Below are 19,613 nucleotides of genomic sequence, written 5' to 3'. Positions count from 1 at the left end.
GCGGGTCCGAACCGTTACCGGTTCGGACCCGCTTTCGTGTCGGACGCCGTTTTGCTGCGGGATTAGGATCGTAAGGTGCAGGAACACGTGTCAGACCCAGTTGCAGGGACGCTGGTGGACAACCGCTATGCAGTCACCTCCCGGCTTGCCCGCGGCGGCATGTCCACTGTCTACCTGGCCGTGGACCAACGGCTGGACCGCGAAGTGGCATTGAAGGTCCTGCACCCCCACCTCGCTGCTGACGAAAACTTCCTGGACCGGCTGGGCCGGGAGGCGAAGGCTGCCGCCCGGTTGTCCCATCCGCACGTGGTGGGTGTCCTGGACCAGGGCAATGACGGCACCGCCGCCTACCTCGTCATGGAGTACATCAAGGGCCACACGCTGAGGGACGTCCTCAGGGACAGGGGTGCCCTGCCGCCACGGCTGGCGCTGGCGCTGATCGATCCAGTGGTGGAGGGGCTGGGTGCAGCGCACGCCGCGGGTTTCATCCACCGTGACGTGAAGCCCGAAAACGTCCTGATCGCCGATGACGGCAGGATCAAGATCGGCGACTTTGGCCTGGCCCGCGCCGTCACCAGTTCAACCAGCACCGGGGCATTGATCGGAACCGTTGCCTACATCTCGCCGGAACTGGTGCTGGGCAAGCCGGCGGACGAGCGCAGCGACGTCTATTCCGTGGGCATCATGCTGTACGAGATGCTGACCGGCAGGCAGCCGTTCGAGGGCGAAGTGCCCATCCAGGTGGCCTACCAGCATGTCAACGGAACAGTGGGCCCGCCGTCGGCCCTTGTGCCTGGGCTGGCGGCGGAAGTGGACGAACTGGTGCAGTGGTGTACTGCCAATGATCCGGAGAAACGGCCGGTGGACGGCAACGCGCTGCTGCAGGAACTGCGCCACATCCGGACCAACCTCACCGATGCCGAACTGGACCTGCAGCCTCCTGCCGCCTCTGCCGCCGGGTCCCAACACCAAACGGAGGTCCTGGCCCGCCGCAGCAATCCCACGACGCTGATGCCTCCCTCCCGGCCTGCCGCGCCTGCCTATCCACCCGGACGGCAGCCAGGCGTACCGGCCCGGCCGGGAGCGGCGGGACCTGCCGCCCCGGGGGACTACCACCAGCGTCCCGGGCTGGCGCTGCCCGACGACGACGATGCCGACAGCGGATGGTCTCCCCCGCCGCCGCGGCAGGGAAAGCGGGCCCAGCGCCGGGCGGACAGGGAAAGCGAGAAACTCCGCGCCCTGGCCGCTGCCACGCCGGCGCGTACGCTGCACGAAGGAAATCCCCGCCGCCGTGGCGTCCTGTGGGTCCTGGTCCTCATCATCGCTGCCCTCCTGGCCACGGGTGCCGGGTGGTTCTTCGGAATGGGCCCGGGGGCTGCTGCCGCTGTACCGGCCGTGGCCAACAAGACGGTGGCGCAGGCCCAGCAGTTGCTGGGCGGGGTGGGCTTCCGGTCCACCACGAGCGACGTGTTCGACGACCAGGTGCCCACAGGACTGGTGGTAGGCACGGAGCCCGCTGCCGGGACGGAGATCCGGAAGTTTCAGCCCGTCTCACTGCTGGTTTCAAAGGGTCCGCAGCTCTTCCCCTTGCCCAAACTGACCGGCGGAACTCTGGCAGAGGCGAAGAACTCCCTCAACGCGGACCAGATGGCATTAGGCACTGTCACGGAACAGTTCGATGAAAAGGCAGCAGCGGGCACGGTGCTGTCGCAGGATCCTGCTGCCGGCACGCCTGCACGGCACGGCACGCCCGTGGCGATTGTTGTTTCCAAGGGTCCGCAGCCCATCCCGGTCCCTTCGGTGGTCGGGAAGTCCGCTGATGACGCCGTGGCCGCGGTCAAGGCGGCAGGGCTTACGGCAGAAGTCGACCCGGAGAAGGTATTCGACCGGAAGATCCCGGCGGGCGCCGTCGTCAGCCAGTCCCCTGCCAGCGGGACACTGACCCGTGGCGGCACTGTCACTTTGACCGTTTCCAAGGGCCCCAGGATGGTGGCGGTTCCGAGCTACATCGGCAAGCAGGCAGGTGAGGCCCGCAAGGCGCTGGAAGCCCTGGGCTTCGAGGTGCGGGTTAACAACATCCTGGGCGGCTTCTTCGGCACGGTCCGGGACCAGTCGCCGGTGAACAAAGAAGTCCCGGAAGGCTCCGTCATCACCATCACCGTGGTGTAGCCCCGCGTCCTGCAGGAAAGGGTGGGCCGGCGCCGCCGGCCCACCCTTTTCCGGTGTGTTGCTCTGATCCCTAATGCTTGGCGAGGGCGCCGGCCACCAGGAACGCCATCTCAAGCGACTGCATGTGGTTCAGGCGGGGATCGCAGACCGACTCGTAGCGGTCCAGGAAGGCCTCCTGGTCGATCGGGTCCGCGCCGCCCAGGCACTCGGCGACGTCGTCGCCGGTCATTTCGACGTGCAGTCCACCCGGCACCGTCCCCAGCCCGTGGTGCACCTCGAAGAAGCCGCGCACCTCGTCAATGACGTCGTCGAAATTGCGCGTCTTGTACCCGTTGGGCGACGTGACGGTGTTGCCGTGCATGGGGTCCGTGACCCAGAGGACCTGGGCGCCGGAAGCGGTGACCTTTTCGACGACGGCCGGCAGCTTTTCGCGGATGTTTCCGGCGCCCATGCGGGTGATGAAAGTGAGCCGGCCGGGTTCGCGCTCCGGGTCCAGCTTGTCGATGAGGCGGAGGGCGTCGTCACCGGTGGTGGACGGCCCGAGCTTGACGCCGATGGGGTTGCGCACCCGGGACAGGAAATCGACGTGGGCGTGGTCCAGCTCGCGGGTGCGCTCCCCGATCCAGAGGAAGTGCGCGGAAGTGTCATAGGGGAAGCCGGTGCGGGAGTCGATGCGGGTAAGGGCGCGTTCGTAATCGAGCAGCAGGGCCTCGTGGCTTGCGAAGAACTCCACCCGCTTGAGCGCTTCGAAGTCGGCACCGCAGGACGCCATGAACTTGATGGCCCGGTCGATGTCGCGCGCCAGGGACTCGTAGCGGGCGTGGGCAGGGTTTTCGGTGAAGCCCTTGTTCCACTGGTGCACAGAGCGCAGGTCCGCGAAGCCACCCTGAGTGAAGGCCCGGATCAGATTCAGCGTGGACGCGGAGGTGTGGTAGGCGCGCAGCATCCTGGAGGCGTCGTGCCCGCGTGACTCGGGGGTAAAATCGTAGCCGTTGACGATGTCGCCGCGGTAGGCGGGCAGGGTAACCCCGTCACGGGTTTCGTCATTGGAGGAGCGGGGCTTGGCGAACTGTCCCGCCATCCGGCCCATCTTGATGACGGGCATCGCTGCGCCGTAGGTGAGCACCACCGCCATCTGGAGGATGGTCTTGACGCGGGCGCTGATCTTGTCAGCCGTCGCGGCCTCGAAGGTTTCGGCGCAGTCACCGCCCTGCAGCAGGAACGCCTTGCCCTGGGCAGCAGCAGCCAGGCGTTCACGCAGGACGTCCACTTCGCCGGCGAACACCAGCGGCGGAAGGGCGGACAGTTCCTTTACCGACGCCTCGAAAACATCCCGGTCCTGCCAGCTTGGCTGCTGGGAGATGGGAAGGTCCCGCCAGTGGTCCAGTCCGGGATAGTTGGCGGCTCCGCTCTGGGCGGTGCTGGACAGCGAAAAGGCGGGTTTTGCAGATAGCTCAGTCACCCTCTAAGACTAACGGCAGGGCGGCACCGCCGGGCACCGGGCCGTCACGCTGCCCGCTGTCGCCGTCACAACCGTGGCGCGTCCATCGGAAGGTTCCGCTACCCTGCCGCTGACGTGCCGGCGTCGTCCTCCACGGCGCCGTCCCCGGCACCGGAGTGCCCGGCGGCCGGACGGCCGGAACCGGCGTCCTGGACAAACATGCCTTCGGACGCCACAGGGGCGGCAAGCGGCTCGGCAGCGGCCACGGGTTCTCCATCCTTGCCGGCGAGCCGGAGCTTCACCACGGCGGCGTATTCGTCCACGTATTCCTGCCCGGACAGCTTCATCAGGTGCGTCATGATGTCATCCGTGACCTTCCGCTGGACCGTCCTGTCCTCCGCCTGCTCCCGGTATTGGCTGAAATCCAGCGGTTCACCGAAGATCATCCCGATCCTTCGGATGTTGGGCAGCCGCTTGCCGATGGGCTGGACCTTGTCGGTGCCGATCATGGCAACCGGAATCACCGGGACCCCGGCCTCCAGGGCCAGCCTGGCCACGCCCACCTTGCCGCGGTACAAGCGCGCGTCCGGGCTGCGGGTGCCTTCGGGGTAGATGCCCAGCAGTCCGCCTGCGTTGAGGACTTCCATGCCGGCGTTCAGGGACGCGGCGGAGGCAGCGCCTCCGGACCGGTCCATGGGCAGCTGGTTGGTGAGGCGGAAGAACGCGGCCGTCAGCCTGCCCTTGATTCCCGTGCCAGTGAAGTATTCGGACTTTGCCAGGAAGACCACGGGCCGCCGCACCATGAGCGGCATGAAGATTGAGTCGGAAAACGACAGGTGGTTGGAGGCGATGATGGCGGCCCCCTGCGCCGGAATGTTGTCCAGGCCCTTGACCCACGGCCGGAACAGCAGCTTGATCACCGGACCGAGGAAGATCCTTTTCATGACCCAATAGAACACGTGGTGAACCTCTCCGGAAGGCAGCCCCCAGGCCCTGCATCGGGCCTGGCCAGCGATTCAATGCAACCCTACTCTAGTGAGATTTGGCTGGAACAGTGACACGATGGAGTCATGACTGAAAGCAGCACCCCGTCCCGTCCGGCCGCTTTCAGCTATCCAGGGCACGGCGCCAATGCCCGCATTGGAGTGGCCATCTGCCACGGATTCACCGGCGGCCCGCTGAGCATCATGCCGTGGGCGCAGCACTTGGCGGAGCTGGGGTATGCCGTGTCCGTCCCCCTCCTGCCCGGCCACGGCACGGACTGGCGCCAGCTTGCCAGGACCGGCTGGAAGGACTGGTACCGCAGCTACGAGGAGTCATTCCTCGAGCTGGCAGGGCGGACCGACATCTGCTTCACGGCCGGCCTGTCGATGGGCGGCGCCATCGCACTGCTTGCGGCGTCCCGCCACCCCGTCGCAGGGGTGAGCGTGGTCAACCCGGGCCTGAGCTTTTATGACCGGCGGGTGCGGATCATCGGCCTCCTTAAGTACTTCCAGCGGACCACCGTCCCGCTCCAGGAGGACCAGACCGGGGCACCAGCGACGGACGACGGCGACTATTCACTGACTCCGCTGGCTGCCGTGCATGAGCTCAAGAAACTCTTCGGGGCAGCGGTGCGCGGGCTGCCGGGCGTGGACGCCCCCGTGCAGGTCTTCAAGTCCCGCACCGATGCAGTTGTTCCGCCTACCTCGCTGGCGCTGCTGCGCAAAGCGCTGGGCGGGAACCTCACAGACGTGACCGACCTTGCCAGCAGCGGACATGTGGCTACTCTGGACGTTGACGCGCCCGCAATTTTCGCCGGGTCGGCAAATTTCGTCGCCGCCCACGCCCGCCGAACCAGCACCTTGGAGACGACATGACGTCAGGCCCGGACCACAGCCCCTTCAGCAGCGCCTTCAGCGGCGAAGGGGCCCGCACCGGCGTTGTCCTCTCCCACGGCTTCACGGGAAGCCCCCATGGCCTGCGTGCCTGGGCCATGGCATTCGCCGAGGCCGGTTTCGCCGTCCGGATGCCGCTGTTGCCAGGCCACGGGACCACATGGCAGGACCTCGCCCGGACCCGCTGGCAGCAATGGCACGGTGCCCTGGACGACGCCTTCCTGGAACTGGACGCCGAGTGCGACCAGGTCTTTGCGGCCGGCCTGAGCATGGGCGGAGCGCTGGCCCTGCGCCTCGCCGCTACCCGCCCCGTCGCCGGGGTGCTCCTGGTCAATCCCGGCCTCGTCATTGATGATCCCCGTGCATCGCTGGCCGGACTCCTCAAGCTGGTCCTGAAGAGCACCCCGTCCATTGGCAATGACATCCTCAAAGCCGGGGTGGACGAGGGCGCGTATGCCCGCACCCCTGTGGCCGCAGCCCACGAGCTCAACAAGATGTTCAAGGACACCGTCCGGCTCCTCCCCCGCGTTACAGCGCCTGTCCAGGTGTACCGCTCAACTGTGGACCACGTGGTGTCCGATGCCAGCATGGATGTCCTGCGGCGCGGGCTGGCCAACGCTCCCCTGGAAGTGGTCCGGCTTGAGAACAGCTACCACGTCGCCACCCTGGACAACGACGCCGACCGTATCTTTGAAGGGTCGGTGGACTTTGTCCGGCGCGTGCTGGAGTCCGGGCCGGCGGGACCGGGACGGGAGGTCCGCAGTGAACAGGCCTGATTCCGGGCAGCCGGACCAGGGCGCCAACCAGGACGACGCCGTGTGGCTGGACCTGGTGGCACGGCTCGAATCGGACACGGTGGCCCTTCGCCCCGATTCCCCGACGCCCGGGGAACAGTTGCCGGCGGAGACGGAACCTGCACCGGAAAAGCCGACGCAGTCCGCCTTCCGCGATTTCGACCCCCTAGGCCTGGCGGGGGCACCGCCCGCCGAATTGTCCGCGGCGCAGCGCCAGGCGGCAGCGGGCGGGCAGGATGCCGCGCAGGAATCCCCGGAGGGACCGCGGGACTATGAGGTGGACGACGACGGCGGGGAGTTCGTGCCGGAGGAGCCGCCCAGCCTGGCCGGCGCCGACCCCCTGACCATGCTGGCCTGGCTTGGGGCGGTGGGCGGACCGGTGGCACTGCTGCTGTCGGCGATGTTCTGGCGCGCGGCGCCCCTGCTCGCCATCGTCGGCATTGTTGCCGCGTTCGTGCTTGGAACCGTGTACCTGATCATGAAACTGCCCCAGGAGAAGAACGGGGACGACGACGGCGCAAGGGTTTAGCGTCCTTCCCGCCGACCTGCCGCCGTTGTCAATTGCGGACGCGGCTGCTGACCCGCGATAGATCTGCGGCACCGATGAGCCCGGCGTTGGGGCCAAGTGCGGCCAACTCTATTCCTGCAGCCGGGCGGAAGCCGCGGCCCGTCAGGTTCCGGGCGAACGCTTTGCGGGCCGGCTCCACCAGCAGGTCACCGGCTGAGCACAGCCCGCCGCCGATAACGAAGAGGCCCGGGTCCAGCGCAGCCGCCAGATTGGCCAGCCCCAGGCCCAGCCATTCGCCTACTTCCTCGATCAGCTCCCGTGACGCGGGATCTCCGGCCAGGGCAAGTTCGGTGACGACGGCTCCGGTGATGGCGTCGGGATGTCCGCCCACGGCTGCCAGCAGGTCCTGGGCCATCGGCGAATTGGACCGGGCGAGGAGCCTGGCTTCCCGGCCCAGGGCGTTGCCGGACGCGTACTGTTCCCAGCATCCGCGATTGCCGCACTCGCACCGGTGGCCGCCGGGCACGATGATCTGGTGGCCGAACTCCCCTGCCACGCCGAACCGGCCGCGTTCCACCCTGCCGTCCATCACCATGGCGCCCCCGATGCCGGTGCCCAGCGTGATGCAAACCAGCCGGTCCTCCCCCTGCCCCGCACCGAAGCGCCACTCGGCCCAGGCCGCAGCATCGGCGTCGTTGGTCAGCAGCACCGGACGGCGCAGGAGCCGCTGGAGGTTCTCGCGCAGCGGTTCATTGCGCCAGGCAAGGTGCGGGCTGAAAAGCACGGTTCCACCGGCCAGGTCCATCCACCCGGCAGCTCCGATGCCCACTGACCAGATGCGGTGCCCCCGGCCCAGCTCCTCCACCAGTTCCACGATGACCTGCTCCACCGCGCGCGGATCCGTCCCCGGGGTGGACCGCCGTGCCTCATTGAGGATCCTGCCTTCGGCGTCCACCACGCCCGCCGCCACCTTCGTTCCCCCGATGTCGATCCCGATGGCAAGTCCCTTGCGGCCAAGGCGAAGGTGCCCGCCGACACCACCGTGCAGCTGCCCGGCCCGGTATGTGGCGGGACGGCGGCGCCAGGGCGCTGGTCTTTTGAGGGGGCCGGCCTGATCGCCGGACAAGGGTCCGTACATAGTGCACCATTCTAGGCGGGCGGAATGATTGTCTTGACATATACGCCCCGCATGCCGCTCCCATTGACGGCTAAGTTACTCGCCAGTAGGTTTGTGTACTGCACAGTTCCGGCAGGGGTACTAGTCTTTAGGCAAACCCCTGCGCGGGACTTCAGATATCAAAGGAGCTATAGTGCGCGAATTCAGTGTTCCGCCCCTGGTTGTTGTCCCACCCGAGACCAACATCACCGATCTGGTGTTGCGGCAGGCGGCCAAGCCCAGCAACCCGGCACTGTTTTCCCGGCTCGACGCCGCAGGCTCGTGGCGCGATGTGCCTGCCACGGAGTTCCTTGCCGACGTGAAGACACTGGCCAAGGGGCTCATGGCCAGCGGAGTCGGAACAGGTGACCGCGTCGGCATCATGTCCCGGACCCGTTACGAGTGGGCTCTGGTCGACTTCTCCATCTGGTTCGCCGGGGCCGTGTCGGTGCCCATTTACGAAACCTCCTCCCCTTCCCAGGTTGCCTGGAACCTTGGCGATTCGGGCGCTGTGGCCGCCTTCGGCGAGTCCGCCCACCACGAGAACGTCATCCGCCAGGCCGTCACCGCCGAAGGACTAACGGCAGTGCAGCATGTGTGGCAGCTTGAGGGCCAAGGCCTGGACAGCCTCCGCGAGGCAGGCCGCGATGTCAGTGACGAAGAACTGGAGTCACGCAGAAGTGCAGCCGGCCTCCAAGACGTTGCCACGATCATTTACACGTCCGGAACCACCGGGCGCCCCAAGGGCTGTGAACTCACGCACGGCAACTTCGTTGAACTCTCGGACAACGCACTGGCCATCATCGGCGAAATAGTCCACGAGAACGCCAAGACCATCATGTTCCTGCCGCTGGCCCACGTCTTTGCCCGCTTTATCTCGGTGCTGGCCATGGCTGCCGGAACCACCGTTGCCCACACACCGGACATCAAGAACCTCCTGGCCGACCTGCAAAGCTACGAGCCCACATTCATCCTGGCGGTGCCCAGGGTCTTCGAAAAGGTCTACAACTCAGCCCTGACCAAGGCGGAGGACGGCGGCAAGGGCGCCATCTTCCACCGCGCCACCGAAACCGCCATCGCGTTTTCCAAAGCCCGGCAGGACGGCCGCGTCGGCCTGGGTTTGAAGCTCCGGCACGCCCTGTTCGACAAACTGGTGTACGGCAAATTGCGCGCCGCCATGGGCGGGCACGTTGCCCACGCGGTGTCCGGCGGCGGCCCCCTTGGCGAGCGGTTGGGACACTTTTTCCAGGGCATCGGCCTGCAGGTGCTGGAGGGGTACGGTCTCACCGAAACCACAGCACCCATCACGGTCAACACGCCGTCACGGATCAAGATCGGCTCGGTGGGCAAGCCCCTGCCGGGGAACGCCGTGAAGATTGCCGACGACGGCGAGATCCTCGCCAAGGGAGTCTGCGTCATGCGGGGCTATTACCGGCGGGAAGACCTCACGGCGGAGGCGTTCACCGATGGCTGGTTCCATACCGGTGACATCGGCCGGGTGGACGACGATGGCTTTGTCTGGATCACCGGCCGCAAGAAGGAGATCATCGTCACCGCCGGCGGCAAGAATGTCATCCCCGCGTTGCTTGAAGACCAGATCCGCGCCGACGCCCTCGTGTCGCAGGTCCTGGTGGTGGGCGACAACAGGCCCTTCATCGGGGCCCTGGTGACCCTGGACCAGGAAGCCCTCCCGGGCTGGCTCCAGCGCCACGGACTTCCGGCCGACACCACCCTGGAGCAGGCCGCCTCGAATCCAGTGGTCAAGGCAGCGGTGCAGGACCTGATCACGGCGGCAAACACATCCGTATCCCAGGCCGAGGCCATCAAGTCCTTCCGCATCGTCCCGGCAGACTTCACCGAGGCCTCCGGACACCTGACCCCGTCCATGAAGGTGAAGCGGGCGCAGGTCATGAAGGACTTCGAAACCGTCATCGAGGAAATGTACTCGGCCCCGCGTTCCTGACCCCGGGGCCGAGGCGGGCCGTGTTCTTCGAATCAGCGCGGCCATCCCTGCTCCGGTGAGCGTGCCCGGAGGGCGGGGCGCGGTCCGGCAGCGTGCGTAAAAGGGGCCCCGCGCCCCCGCTCGCCGCGAAGCGGCCTCAGCGGGGCGTGGGGAATAGCACGCAGAGGATCGGGCCCCGCCCGACCGTCGACGCACGAATGCAAAAGGTCCTCCCAGCAACTGCCGGGAGGACCTTATGTGCTACTCAGTCCTGCTTACTGCTCGATGACCAGCAGCAGGTCGCCGCCCTGCACCTGCTCCACCGAGGAGATGGCGAGGCGGGAAACCTTGCCGCCCACCGGCGTCGTAATCGATGCTTCCATCTTCATTGCCTCGATGGTTGCCACCGTGTCGCCGGCTTTTACCTCGTCGCCGGGCTTGACCGTGACGGTGACGGCGCCCGCGAAGGGCGCGGCCACGTGGCCGGGCTGGGCGGGATCGGCCTTCTCTGCGGCCTTGACGTTGCTCACGACGGAACGGTCGCGCACCATGACTGGCCGGGACTGGCCGTTGAGGGTGCACATGACGGTGCGCATGCCCTTCTCATCCGGTTCCGAGACGGCTTCCAGGGAAGCGATCAGCCGGACACCGCGCTCCAGCTGGATCTCGTGCTCGATGCCGCGCTGGAGCCCGTACAGGTAATCACGGGTGTCCAGGACCGAGATGTTCCCGTACGTCTCCACGCTCTTCAGGTAGTCCTTGGTGGGCCCGTCGAAGAGCAGCCGGTTCAGCGTGTGCTGGCGGGTCTTCGAATCGGACTTCAGCGCGGCGCTGTCCTCGGCGCTGAGTTCCACGTCGCGGACCTTCACGCTCCGGCCCTGAAGGGCCTTGGTGCGGAAAGGCTCCGGCCAGCCGCCGGGAGGATCACCGAGCTCGCCGGACAGGAACCCGATCACGGAGTCCGGGATGTCGTAGTTCTGCGGGTTCGCCTCAAAATCTGCGGGGTCGGCGTTGAGGCCCACCAGGTGCAGGGCGAGGTCGCCCACCACCTTGGAGGACGGCGTCACCTTGACCAGATGGCCCAGGATGCGGTCGGCCGCAGTGTACATGTCCTCGATAGCTTCGAAGCGCTCCCCCAGGCCCAGGGCCATGGCCTGCTGGCGCAGGTTGGACAGCTGGCCGCCCGGGATCTCGTGCTTGTACACGCGGCCGGTGGGGCCGGGCAGGCCGGACTCGAACGGTGCGTAAACGCGGCGCACGGCCTCCCAGTAAGGCTCGAGGGAGCTGACGGCGTCCAGGCTGAGGCCGGTGTCCCGCGGGGTGTGGGCCAAGGCAGCAACAAGGGCCGACGCCGAGGGCTGGCTGGTGGTTCCGGCCAGGGACGCCGAGGCAACATCCACGGCGTCCACGCCCGCGTCGACGGCTGCCAGGAGCGTGGCCAGCTGGCCGCCCGCGGTGTCGTGGGTGTGCAGGTGGACCGGGAGGTCGAACCGTTCCCGGAGGGCTGCAACCAGCTTGGCGGCAGCGGCCGGGCGGAGCAGGCCGGCCATGTCCTTGATGGCCAGGATGTGGGCGCCGGCGTCGACGATCTTCTGCGCGAGCCCCAGGTAGTAGTCCAGGGTGTAGAGCTTCTCCTCCGGGTCCAGCATGTCCCCGGTGTAGCAGAGCGCCACCTCGGCGACGGCGGTGCCGGTGGCCCGCACGGCGCGGATGGCCGGTGCCATCTGGCTGACGTCGTTCAGGGCGTCGAAGATACGGAAGATGTCGATGCCAGTGGCTGCGGCCTCGTTGACGAAGGCCTCGGTGACCTCTTCGGGGTAGGGCGTGTAGCCAACGGTGTTCCTGCCGCGCAGCAGCATCTGGATGCAGACGTTCGGCATGGCCGCGCGAAGGGCAGCAAGCCGATCCCAGGGGTCCTCCCCCAAGAAGCGCAGAGCCACGTCATAGGTTGCCCCGCCCCAGGCCTCCACGGACAGCAGTTGCGGAAGGAGGGCCGTGACGGCCGGCCCTGCGGCAACCAGGTCGCGCGTGCGGACACGCGTGGCCAGCAGGGACTGGTGCGCATCGCGGAAGGTGGTGTCAGTGACGGCGACGGCGGTCTGTTCACGCAGCGCCCTGGCGAAGCCTTCCGGGCCGAGCTCAAGGAGTTTCTGGCGTGAACCCGGTGCCGGCTGCATGCCTTTGACGTCGGGCAGCTTGTGGGCGGGGTTGGAGTGCACTGTCAGTTCGCCGTTGGGCTTGTTGACGGTGACGTCGGCCAGCCAGGTGAGGAGCTTGGTGCCGCGATCGGCCGAGACGCGGGCCTTGAGCAGTTCGGGGCGCTGGTCAATGAAGTTGGTGGCCACGTCCCCGGCGATGAAGTCCGGATCATCCAGGACGGCCTGGAGGAAGGGGATGTTCGTGGAGACGCCGCGGATGCGGAATTCGGCCAAGGCGCGGCGGGCACGGGCCACGGCGGCCGGGTAGTCCCTGCCGCGGCAGGTGAGCTTAACCAGCATGGAGTCGAAGTGCGGGCTGATTTCGGCGCCGGAGTAGACCGTGCCGCCGTCGAGCCGAACACCCGCGCCGCCGGCCGAGCGGTAGCCGGTGATCTTTCCGACGTCGGGCCGGAATCCGTTGGCGGGATCTTCCGTGGTGATGCGGCTCTGCAGGGCTGCGCCGCGCAGCTTGACGGAGTCCTGGGAGAGGCCAAGGTCGGCGAGGGTCTCGCCGGAGGCGATCCGCATCTGGGCCTGGACCAGGTCCACGTCCGTGACTTCCTCGGTGACCGTGTGCTCCACCTGGATGCGCGGGTTCATTTCGATAAAGACGTGCTGGCCTGCCCGCTCGCCCTCGGTGTCGACCAGGAATTCAACGGTGCCGGCGTTAACGTAGTTGAGCGCCTTGGCGAACTTCACCGCATCGCGGTAAAGGGCCTGGCGGATGCCCTCGTCCAGGTTGGGAGCCGGAGCGATCTCGATGACCTTCTGGTGCCGCCGCTGGATGGAACAGTCACGCTCGAAAAGGTGCATGACGTTGCCCTCGGCGTCCGCGAGGATCTGCACTTCGATGTGCCGCGGGCGCAGGACCGCCTGCTCCAGGAACATGGTGGGGTCACCGAACGCCGCATCCGCTTCACGCATGGCTGACTTAAGGGCTTCGGGCAGGGCTTCGCGGGTATCCACCCGGCGCATGCCGCGGCCGCCGCCGCCGGCCACAGCCTTGGCGAAGATGGGGAATCCGATCTCATCGGCAGCGGCCAGGAGCTCGTCCAGGTCCTTGGACGGCTCGCTGGACTTCAGGACCGGCACACCGGCTTCGCGGGCCGCCTTGAGGGCGGCGACTTTGTTGCCTGCAAGCTCCAGCACCTCGGCGGGCGGACCCACGAAGGTGATTCCGGCTTCCTTTGCCGCCCGTGCCAGCTCGGGGTTTTCCGACAGGAAGCCGTAGCCCGGGTAAATGGCGTCCGCTCCGGACTCCTTGGCAACCCGTAGCACCTCCGCCACGTCAAGGTATGCCCGGACGGGATGGCCTTCCTCGCCAATCAGGTACGCCTCGTCCGCTTTCTGGCGGTGGATCGAGTTTCGGTCCTCTTGGGGAAAAACGGCAACGGTCTTGGCGCCAAGCTCGTAGCCGGCGCGGAAGGCCCTGATCGCGATTTCACCGCGGTTGGCCACCAGAATTTTGGAAAACATGCTTCTCCTGCATCATTGCGGGGTGGACTGATGAGTGGTCACAGTGTCTAGGACCTACAAGGACAAACACAAATCTTTGTGGCAACAGTCACAGATTTTCCCGTCATGTCCCGATCGCTTTCAGCCTTGCGGGCGGAAACCGCCCCGGCAGCACAGTCGGTGCCATGCCGACGCCCGGTAAGGCGGGATTCGCCGACGCATCAACATATGATGAGTAGGGCGGCAGGACCGTCCGGCTTCGGCTCTGCCGAGGCAAACATTACTCCCAACACGGCATCCGGCGTTAGGTTTTGGTCTCTCAAGTGCAAGTAGTCAGCATCAGCAGCCTCAAGGGTGGAGTCGGCAAGACTTCCGTCACCACAGGATTGGCGTCTGCGGCGCTGGCCGCCGGAGTACGCACGCTGGTGGTGGACCTGGATCCGCACGCCGACGCCACCACAGCCCTCGGCGTACAGCCGGGCGACCACCTGGATATCGGCAGGATGCTGAAGAGCCCGCGCAGGGCGAAACTGGCCGAAAACGTGGTCCGCAGCAGCTGGGCTGACCGCACCCCGTCGAACGGTGCCGGGCCTGCTGTGCTGGATGTCGCCGTCGGCTCTGCCTACACGGGGATCTATGACCGGCCGGACCTTGGCCGCCGCGACCTTCGCCGGCTTTCCGCCGTGCTCGCCGGCGCCGAGGATTACCAGCTGGTCCTCATTGACTGCCCGCCGTCGCTGAACGGCCTGACGCGCATGGCGTGGGCGTCCAGCGACAAGGTTGCCCTGGTCGCCGAACCCGGTCTGTTCTCGGTTGCCGGCACGGAACGCACCATGCGTGCCATCCAATTGTTTAAGCAGGAGTTCGCGCCCAATTTGTCACCGGCGGGCATCGTGGCCAACCGCGTCCGCAGCGGCTCTTCCGAGCACACCTACCGCCTGGCGGAAATGGAATCGATGTTTGGCGAACTCCTGCTGAGCCCGCGCATCCCCGAACAGGCCAACTGGCAACAGATCCAGGGCGCTGCCCACCCCGTTCACCACTGGCCCGGGGATTCGGCGAAGTCCGCGGCAGGACTGTTCGACGAACTGCTGTCCAATCTGATGGCGGCGGGCAAGGGCCTGCGCAGCCGCACCCGCTGAAACGCCTGTCCAACAAACAGGGCCGCCCTCCAGCTGGAGGGCGGCCCTGTTTGTTTAAGGTATATGTACTGCTTAGCTGATCTTCCGCGCGGCCCGCCGCTTGCTCAATTCGTCGTCCGGAAAGGACTGTTCGGCGGCATGCTCACTGGGGAGGGAGGCCAGGCTGCCTTCCACCTCGCGCCATACCCGTCCCACCGCAATGCCGAAGACGCCCTGGCCGCCCTGGACAAGGTCAATGACTTCGTCCGCGGACGTGCATTCATAGACACTGGCGCCGTCGCTCATGAGCGTGATCTGGGCCAGATCCTCGACGCCCCGCTCCCGCAGGTGTTCAACCGCGGTGCGGATCTGCTGAAGGGAAACGCCAGTGTCGAGGAGCCGCTTGACCACCTTGAGCACCAGGATGTCCCGGAACCCGTACAGCCGCTGGGAGCCGGATCCTGCCGCGCCGCGGACGGCCGGCTCAACCAGCCCGGTACGGGCCCAGTAATCAAGTTGGCGGTAGGTGATGCCTGCCGCCTTGCAGGCAGTAGGACCACGGTAGCCCGCGTCCTCGTCCAGTACTGGCAGGTCCTCGGTGAACAGGAGGCCCTGGGCACCGCTCACGGGCACAGCAACACCAGCCGTGGGCTGCTTCAGCCCGCCTGCTTCGCCTTTGGGACTCACCTGGATCCTCCTTGTCGTACGCTCCCGGGAACTGATACGGCAGCCTTGGCATGAAGACCATGCGTGTAATTTTTCCGCGGGGCGCACTTTCCAGTGTGACTTGCGCGGCTGCTGTAAGCAAGGGAACTTGATACTTCGACGTTAGGCCCGGCGGGTCCCGAGGTCAAAGACCTCAGGGGCTTGGAAGAGGCGTGTCGAAACTTTCAGGCTTAACTTTAACCTTAACGTGACCTTAGCCGTCGAAATCCTCGGGTTCCACGTCGTCAAGGAACTCACGGAAACGGCGCAGTTCGCGCTCCTCATCCACTGTGGGGCCCGGCTCCGCGTCCTCGCCCTCATCATGTTCGGTAATGCGGACGCCGGCCTCATCCATAACGGAGTCGGCGCACCAGATCCGGCACTTTGCGCGCAGCGCCACCGCAAGCGCGTCGGAAGCCCGGGAGCTCACGGTAGTTCCGTTCTCGAACTGCAGCTGCCCGTAGAAGATGTTGTCCTCCACCGCAACGATATTGACACTGACCACAGAATGCCCCAGCGTCTCCACGACGTCCACCAGGAGATCATGCGTCATGGGCCGGGGCGGCACCACGCCCTGCTGGGCAAGGGCAATGGCGCTGGCTTCCGGGGTGCCGATCCAAATGGGGACGTGGCGTTCGCCGTGCATCTCCTTGAGCAGGACCAGCGGCTGGTTGGAAGGCAGTTCGATGCGAACGCCTACAATCTCGACTTCGATCATCAGATGTCCATGCGTGAGATGTGGTCCTGCACCAGGGCCCGGTGCAGGGTGAGGCAGAGGTCGCTGATTTCGCGGGCGGCCTCGGCCGCGCGCGCCTGTGATGCAGAGTCCTTGCGCGAAGCAAGCGGTGCCACAGCACGTTCCACCAGGCCGAATTCACGTTCGGCTGCTGCCTGGAAGGGCCGCAGGTGCCGGGGTTCCAGACCGTGGCTTTCCAGCTGGACACAGGCGCGGGCAACCTGGAGGGCGTGTTCGTCGAACTGGCCGTTGCTGTGGCTGATGAGGCCGAAGCTCAGCAGTGACTGCAGCAGGGGCACACTGGCGCCGGATTCGGTGCGCAGCTGTTCCTCGCTCAGTTTCCGGCCGCGGTTCTGCAACTCGGCGGCCAGCTCGTCAGAAACGATACGCGGGGAAACCACGACGCCGGGCGGCAGGTTCTCCGGCCGCTCCCCCCTGTCGATGGCATCAAGGTAGTCCTTGATGACTTTCAGGGGCAGGTACTGGTCCCGCTGCAGGGCCAGCACGAAGCGCAGCCGCTCCACGTCGCCGTCGGAATACTGGCGGTAGCCGGCAGGGGTGCGCCGGGGGTTGATCAGGCCCTTTTCCTCAAGGAACCGGATCTTCGACGCGGTCATGCCAGGGAAGTCGGCGCTCAACTGGGCGAGGACTTCGCCGATGTTCAGGACCTGGGGGCCCCGGCGTTCCGGTTGTGCCATTGCCACAGGCAGCGGTCCCCGGTTCAGCTGCGGCCTGCAGCCGTGGCAGGGCTCAGGTAGAAGGTGAGGCGGAACTTGCCGATCTGGACTTCGCTGCCGGACTTCAACTCCACGCGGTCCACGCGGTCATGGTTGACGTAGGTGCCGTTGAGGCTGTTCTTGTCCACGACTTCGAAGCTGCGGGCCGTGCGCCGGAATTCGACGTGGCGGCGCGAAACAGTGACGTCGTCCAGGAAGATGTCCGCGTCCGGGTGGCGGCCCGCGGTGGTCACGTCCGAATCCAGCAGGAACCGGGCGCCGGCATTGGGACCGCTGTGGGCCACGAGCAGGGCCGACCCGGCAGGCAGGGCTTCCACCGAGTTGCGCTCGTCCGAGGACAGCCTGGGCGCGATTGTGGGTTCATCAGTGACGGGGGTGAGATGGATCGAGGTGGTCTCCGACGCCTTAGCCGCACCCGTGCCGTAATCCCCATCGGCAGGGTTGTGTCTGTGGCCAGCCATGGATTCCTCCTCTTTGACGTTGCGGGCTTCAACCCGCAACCAACGTTTGCTCTCCGGCCCTGCCAACAGGTCCGGCACCGGCACCCGATCCGGGGCTGACGTGCGGAGACGCCTTGCCTGCGGCGCGGGGCCGGACCGGAAATACCGGTTAGCTTTAGCCTACCTGTTGTTCGTACTCCGATGCACTGAGCAGGGACTCAACGGCGTCAGGTTCGGCGAGTTTGACCTCGATGAGCCAGCCGTCGCCGTACGGATCAGTGTTGATCAGGGCCGAATCGCTGTCCAGGGAGTCGTTCCGGGCCACCACTTCGCCGGAAACCGGTGCGTAGATGTCGCTCACGCTCTTGGTGGACTCGACTTCACCCACCACTTCGTTTGCCGTAATCTTCGTGCCGACTTCGGGCATCTGGGCGTAAACGACATCTCCGAGGGCGTCCTGGGCAAAATCGGTGATTCCCACGCGGACCACGCCGTCGGCATTGGGGGCCGTGACCCACTCGTGTTCGGCGGTGTAGGACAGGTCTTCGGGAATGTTGCTCATGGGGGGCCTTTCATCGGGGTACGCGCCAAATGTCAAAAGGGGCCCGCAAAACGGGCCGCCGCTGAAAGTATAGGCACAACTGCCGGGGCCGGCACGGGGCTTTCTGACAAGATGGGAGCCATGAGTGCAAGCACTGGTGCGGCATTCCGGGGACAGGGCAGGTAGCCCATGCCGGAACTGCCTGAAGTCGCCGGCCTGGCCGCGTTCCTTGACGAACAGCTGCGGGGCTGCGTTGTGTCGAAGCTGCAGATTGTCTCCTTCGCAGTGCTCAAGACCGCCGACCCACCCTTCCACGCCATCGAAGGCCGCACCGTGTCCGGCGTCCGCCGGTTCGGAAAGTTCATCAGCATTGACATGGACGGCATTTCCCTGGTGTTCCACCTGGCACGCGCCGGTTGGGTGCGCTTTACGGACTCACCCGCCGGCAGCCAGCTCCGGATGGGCAAGGGCCTCATCGCGGTGCGCGCTGCTTTCTCCGGTCCGGACGGGCCGCGTGGCTTGGATTTGACGGAAGCGGGCACCAAGAAGAGCCTCGCCGTCTACGTCGTGCGGGACCCCCAGGAGGTCCCGGGCATCGCCGCCCTGGGTCCGGACCCGTTCACTGAAGCGTTCGACGTCGGCATGCTGGGTGAGATCCTCGCCGGCAGCTCCCAGCAGATCAAGGGACTCCTGCGCAGCCAGAGCGTCATCGCCGGCATTGGCAACGCCTACAGCGACGAGATCCTGCATGCCGCCCGGATCTCGCCGTTCGCCATCGCGAAATCCCTGGACCGGGAGACGGTGCAGGTGCTGTACGACGCCATCCACAACGTGCTGGGGGAAGCGCTGGCCGAGGCAGCCGGCAAACCGCCCAAGGACCTCAAGGACGTCAAACGCAGCCACATGCGCGTTCACGCCCGGACCGGACAGCCCTGCCCCGTCTGCGGCGACACAGTACGGGAAGTCTCATTCGCGGACACCGCCCTGCAGTACTGCCCCACGTGCCAGACAAAAGGCAAGATCCTGGCCGACCGGAGGACCTCGAAGTTTCTCAAGTAGGAAGAACCGGCAGGCAAGGCGGCCCGAGGCTCACCGGTAAGCCATTGCGATTCGGGACTTCCGGTCCTACCCGGGCACGCCTCTGAGGCGTAGCGTCTTAAACCAAGGTTCGCATGCCTCGATCAGCACGAAGGGGTCCCAATGCGCCGGTATCGACCCGCCGTCCTCGGAATGGCCTTGGCCCTCGCCCTCGGCGGTGGCCTCGGGGGCACAGCCCTGGGCCCGTCGGCGGCCGCCGCAGCAGAGGCTGCGCAACGGAGCGTCCCGGCGCCAATGGTGGTCGAGCAGGCCGGCGACGACGCGATCGTCCAGCACTATGAGCAGCTCGGCGGCACCGCATCGTTTCTCGGCACGCCAGTCGGCAGCGCGTATGACATCGCTGGGGGTCGCGCCCAGGAATACGCCCGCGGCACCATCTATTGGAGCGCCGGCACCGGCGCACACGAACTGCACGGGGAGATCCGCAGAAACTACCTCACACTCAACGGCCCCGCAGGCTTCCTGGGCTTCCCACTCACCGACGAAACCGCCACCCCGGGCGCCCCCGGACGGTACAACGACTTCGCCCGCGGCACCATCTACTGGAGCCCCGGCACCGGCGCACACGAACTGCACGGGGAAATCCGCAGAAACTACCTCACACTCAACGGCCCCGCTGGCTTCCTGGGCTTCCCACTCACCGACGAAACCGCCACCCCGGGCGCCCCCGGACGGTACAACGACTTCGCCCGCGG

Annotated in this window: 17 protein-coding genes; 8 read left to right on the top strand and 9 right to left on the bottom strand. The window is 66.4% G+C overall.

What is annotated here, in order from left to right:
* The first annotated feature begins 75 nt into the window (after window positions 1–75).
* Entirely contained in the window at window positions 76–2,169 is a 2,094-nt protein-coding gene (gene pknB / locus ACR65K_RS19735; protein WP_056331709.1) for a Stk1 family PASTA domain-containing Ser/Thr kinase, read from the top strand.
* Between the two features lie 70 nt (window positions 2,170–2,239).
* Here the strand turns inward: pknB and ACR65K_RS19730 are convergent, their stop codons facing one another.
* Together ACR65K_RS19730 and ACR65K_RS19725 are read right to left on the bottom strand one after the other, a co-directional pair.
* On the bottom strand, window positions 2,240–3,631 hold the full coding sequence (locus ACR65K_RS19730) for a class II 3-deoxy-7-phosphoheptulonate synthase (protein WP_056331711.1): 1,392 nt from the start codon (window positions 3,629–3,631) through the stop codon (window positions 2,240–2,242).
* 98 nt (window positions 3,632–3,729) lie between these two features.
* Window positions 3,730–4,569, bottom strand: a complete 840-nt coding sequence (locus ACR65K_RS19725; RefSeq protein WP_056331713.1) for a lysophospholipid acyltransferase family protein — start codon at window positions 4,567–4,569, stop codon at window positions 3,730–3,732.
* A 111-nt stretch (window positions 4,570–4,680) separates the two neighbouring features.
* On the opposite strand from ACR65K_RS19725, the gene ACR65K_RS19720 reads away from it, so the two are divergent.
* Genes ACR65K_RS19720 through ACR65K_RS19710 form a run of 3 tightly spaced genes read left to right on the top strand, consistent with a single transcriptional unit; the run spans window position 4,681 to window position 6,810 of the window.
* On the top strand, window positions 4,681–5,469 hold the full coding sequence (locus ACR65K_RS19720) for an alpha/beta hydrolase (RefSeq protein WP_440154634.1): 789 nt from the start codon (window positions 4,681–4,683) through the stop codon (window positions 5,467–5,469).
* Window positions 5,466–6,263, top strand: a complete 798-nt coding sequence (locus ACR65K_RS19715) for an alpha/beta hydrolase (protein ID WP_056331718.1) — start codon at window positions 5,466–5,468, stop codon at window positions 6,261–6,263. Before ACR65K_RS19720 ends, ACR65K_RS19715 begins: the two co-directional genes overlap by 4 nt.
* The gene (locus ACR65K_RS19710) at window positions 6,250–6,810 is read left to right on the top strand and encodes a hypothetical protein (protein ID WP_056331720.1); all 561 of its coding nucleotides are present in this window, start codon (window positions 6,250–6,252) and stop codon (window positions 6,808–6,810) included. Before ACR65K_RS19715 ends, ACR65K_RS19710 begins: the two co-directional genes overlap by 14 nt.
* 28 nt (window positions 6,811–6,838) lie before the next feature.
* Here ACR65K_RS19710 and ACR65K_RS19705 read toward each other — a convergent pair whose 3' ends face one another.
* A complete protein-coding gene (locus ACR65K_RS19705; protein ID WP_235565112.1) occupies window positions 6,839–7,927 on the bottom strand; it encodes an ROK family glucokinase in 1,089 nt (362 codons plus the stop codon).
* Window positions 7,928–8,099: 172 nt separating this feature from the next.
* Between ACR65K_RS19705 and ACR65K_RS19700 the strand changes: the two genes are divergently transcribed.
* Entirely contained in the window at window positions 8,100–9,908 is a 1,809-nt protein-coding gene (locus ACR65K_RS19700; RefSeq protein ID WP_056331722.1) for an AMP-dependent synthetase/ligase, read from the top strand.
* Window positions 9,909–10,162: 254 nt separating this feature from the next.
* Here the strand turns inward: ACR65K_RS19700 and ACR65K_RS19695 are convergent, their stop codons facing one another.
* Window positions 10,163–13,561: a pyruvate carboxylase gene (locus tag ACR65K_RS19695; protein WP_440154633.1), complete on the bottom strand. Its 3,399-nt coding sequence runs from the start codon at window positions 13,559–13,561 to the stop codon at window positions 10,163–10,165.
* Window positions 13,562–13,863: 302 nt separating this feature from the next.
* Between ACR65K_RS19695 and ACR65K_RS19690 the strand changes: the two genes are divergently transcribed.
* Window positions 13,864–14,682, top strand: coding sequence for a ParA family protein (locus ACR65K_RS19690; protein ID WP_056331726.1), 819 nt, complete (start codon window positions 13,864–13,866; stop codon window positions 14,680–14,682).
* 72 nt (window positions 14,683–14,754) lie between these two features.
* Here the strand turns inward: ACR65K_RS19690 and ACR65K_RS19685 are convergent, their stop codons facing one another.
* The 5 genes from ACR65K_RS19685 to gcvH all read right to left on the bottom strand — a co-directional run bounded on the left by ACR65K_RS19685 (window position 14,755) and on the right by gcvH (window position 17,841).
* Entirely contained in the window at window positions 14,755–15,348 is a 594-nt protein-coding gene (locus ACR65K_RS19685; RefSeq protein ID WP_018763528.1) for a MerR family transcriptional regulator, read from the bottom strand.
* Window positions 15,349–15,580: 232 nt separating this feature from the next.
* Window positions 15,581–16,084 (bottom strand): bifunctional nuclease family protein, encoded by a 504-nt coding sequence (locus ACR65K_RS19680; protein ID WP_440154632.1) that lies wholly within the window; start codon window positions 16,082–16,084, stop codon window positions 15,581–15,583.
* A complete protein-coding gene (ftsR, locus tag ACR65K_RS19675) occupies window positions 16,084–16,800 on the bottom strand; it encodes a transcriptional regulator FtsR (RefSeq protein WP_018763526.1) in 717 nt (238 codons plus the stop codon). Before ftsR ends, ACR65K_RS19680 begins: the two co-directional genes overlap by 1 nt.
* A 23-nt stretch (window positions 16,801–16,823) precedes the next feature.
* Entirely contained in the window at window positions 16,824–17,300 is a 477-nt protein-coding gene (locus ACR65K_RS19670; RefSeq protein WP_056331792.1) for an FHA domain-containing protein, read from the bottom strand.
* A gap of 154 nt (window positions 17,301–17,454) precedes the next feature.
* Window positions 17,455–17,841, bottom strand: a complete 387-nt coding sequence (gene gcvH / locus ACR65K_RS19665) for a glycine cleavage system protein GcvH (RefSeq protein WP_018763524.1) — start codon at window positions 17,839–17,841, stop codon at window positions 17,455–17,457.
* Between the two features lie 168 nt (window positions 17,842–18,009).
* Here gcvH and ACR65K_RS19660 point away from each other — a divergent pair, with 168 nt between their 5' ends.
* Window positions 18,010–18,879 (top strand): Fpg/Nei family DNA glycosylase, encoded by an 870-nt coding sequence (locus tag ACR65K_RS19660; RefSeq protein WP_440154631.1) that lies wholly within the window; start codon window positions 18,010–18,012, stop codon window positions 18,877–18,879.
* 141 nt (window positions 18,880–19,020) lie between these two features.
* Window positions 19,021–19,613: LGFP repeat-containing protein (locus ACR65K_RS19655; RefSeq protein WP_440154630.1), on the top strand; the 593-nt coding region annotated here is incomplete at its 3' end.

The sequence above is a fragment of the Arthrobacter sp. SAFR-179 genome, from assembly GCF_059414945.1.
The sequence above is the reverse complement of the archived record's forward strand: the minus strand, read 5'-3'. Positions and strand labels throughout refer to the sequence as shown.

Bases quoted from the DNA above. Each gene is read 5' to 3' on its own strand.
- ACR65K_RS19660 (WP_440154631.1), top strand. From the start codon at position 18,010: ATGCCGGAACTGCCTGAAGTCGCCGGCCTGGCCGCGTTCCTTGACGAA.
- gcvH (WP_018763524.1), bottom strand. From the start codon at position 17,841: ATGAGCAACATTCCCGAAGACCTGTCCTACACCGCCGAACACGAGTGG.
- ACR65K_RS19670 (WP_056331792.1), bottom strand. From the start codon at position 17,300: ATGGCTGGCCACAGACACAACCCTGCCGATGGGGATTACGGCACGGGT.
- ACR65K_RS19705 (WP_235565112.1), bottom strand. From the start codon at position 7,927: ATGTACGGACCCTTGTCCGGCGATCAGGCCGGCCCCCTCAAAAGACCA.
- ACR65K_RS19720 (WP_440154634.1), top strand. From the start codon at position 4,681: ATGACTGAAAGCAGCACCCCGTCCCGTCCGGCCGCTTTCAGCTATCCA.
- ACR65K_RS19715 (WP_056331718.1), top strand. From the start codon at position 5,466: ATGACGTCAGGCCCGGACCACAGCCCCTTCAGCAGCGCCTTCAGCGGC.
- ACR65K_RS19680 (WP_440154632.1), bottom strand. From the start codon at position 16,084: ATGATCGAAGTCGAGATTGTAGGCGTTCGCATCGAACTGCCTTCCAAC.
- ftsR (WP_018763526.1), bottom strand. From the start codon at position 16,800: ATGGCACAACCGGAACGCCGGGGCCCCCAGGTCCTGAACATCGGCGAA.
- ACR65K_RS19695 (WP_440154633.1), bottom strand. From the start codon at position 13,561: ATGTTTTCCAAAATTCTGGTGGCCAACCGCGGTGAAATCGCGATCAGG.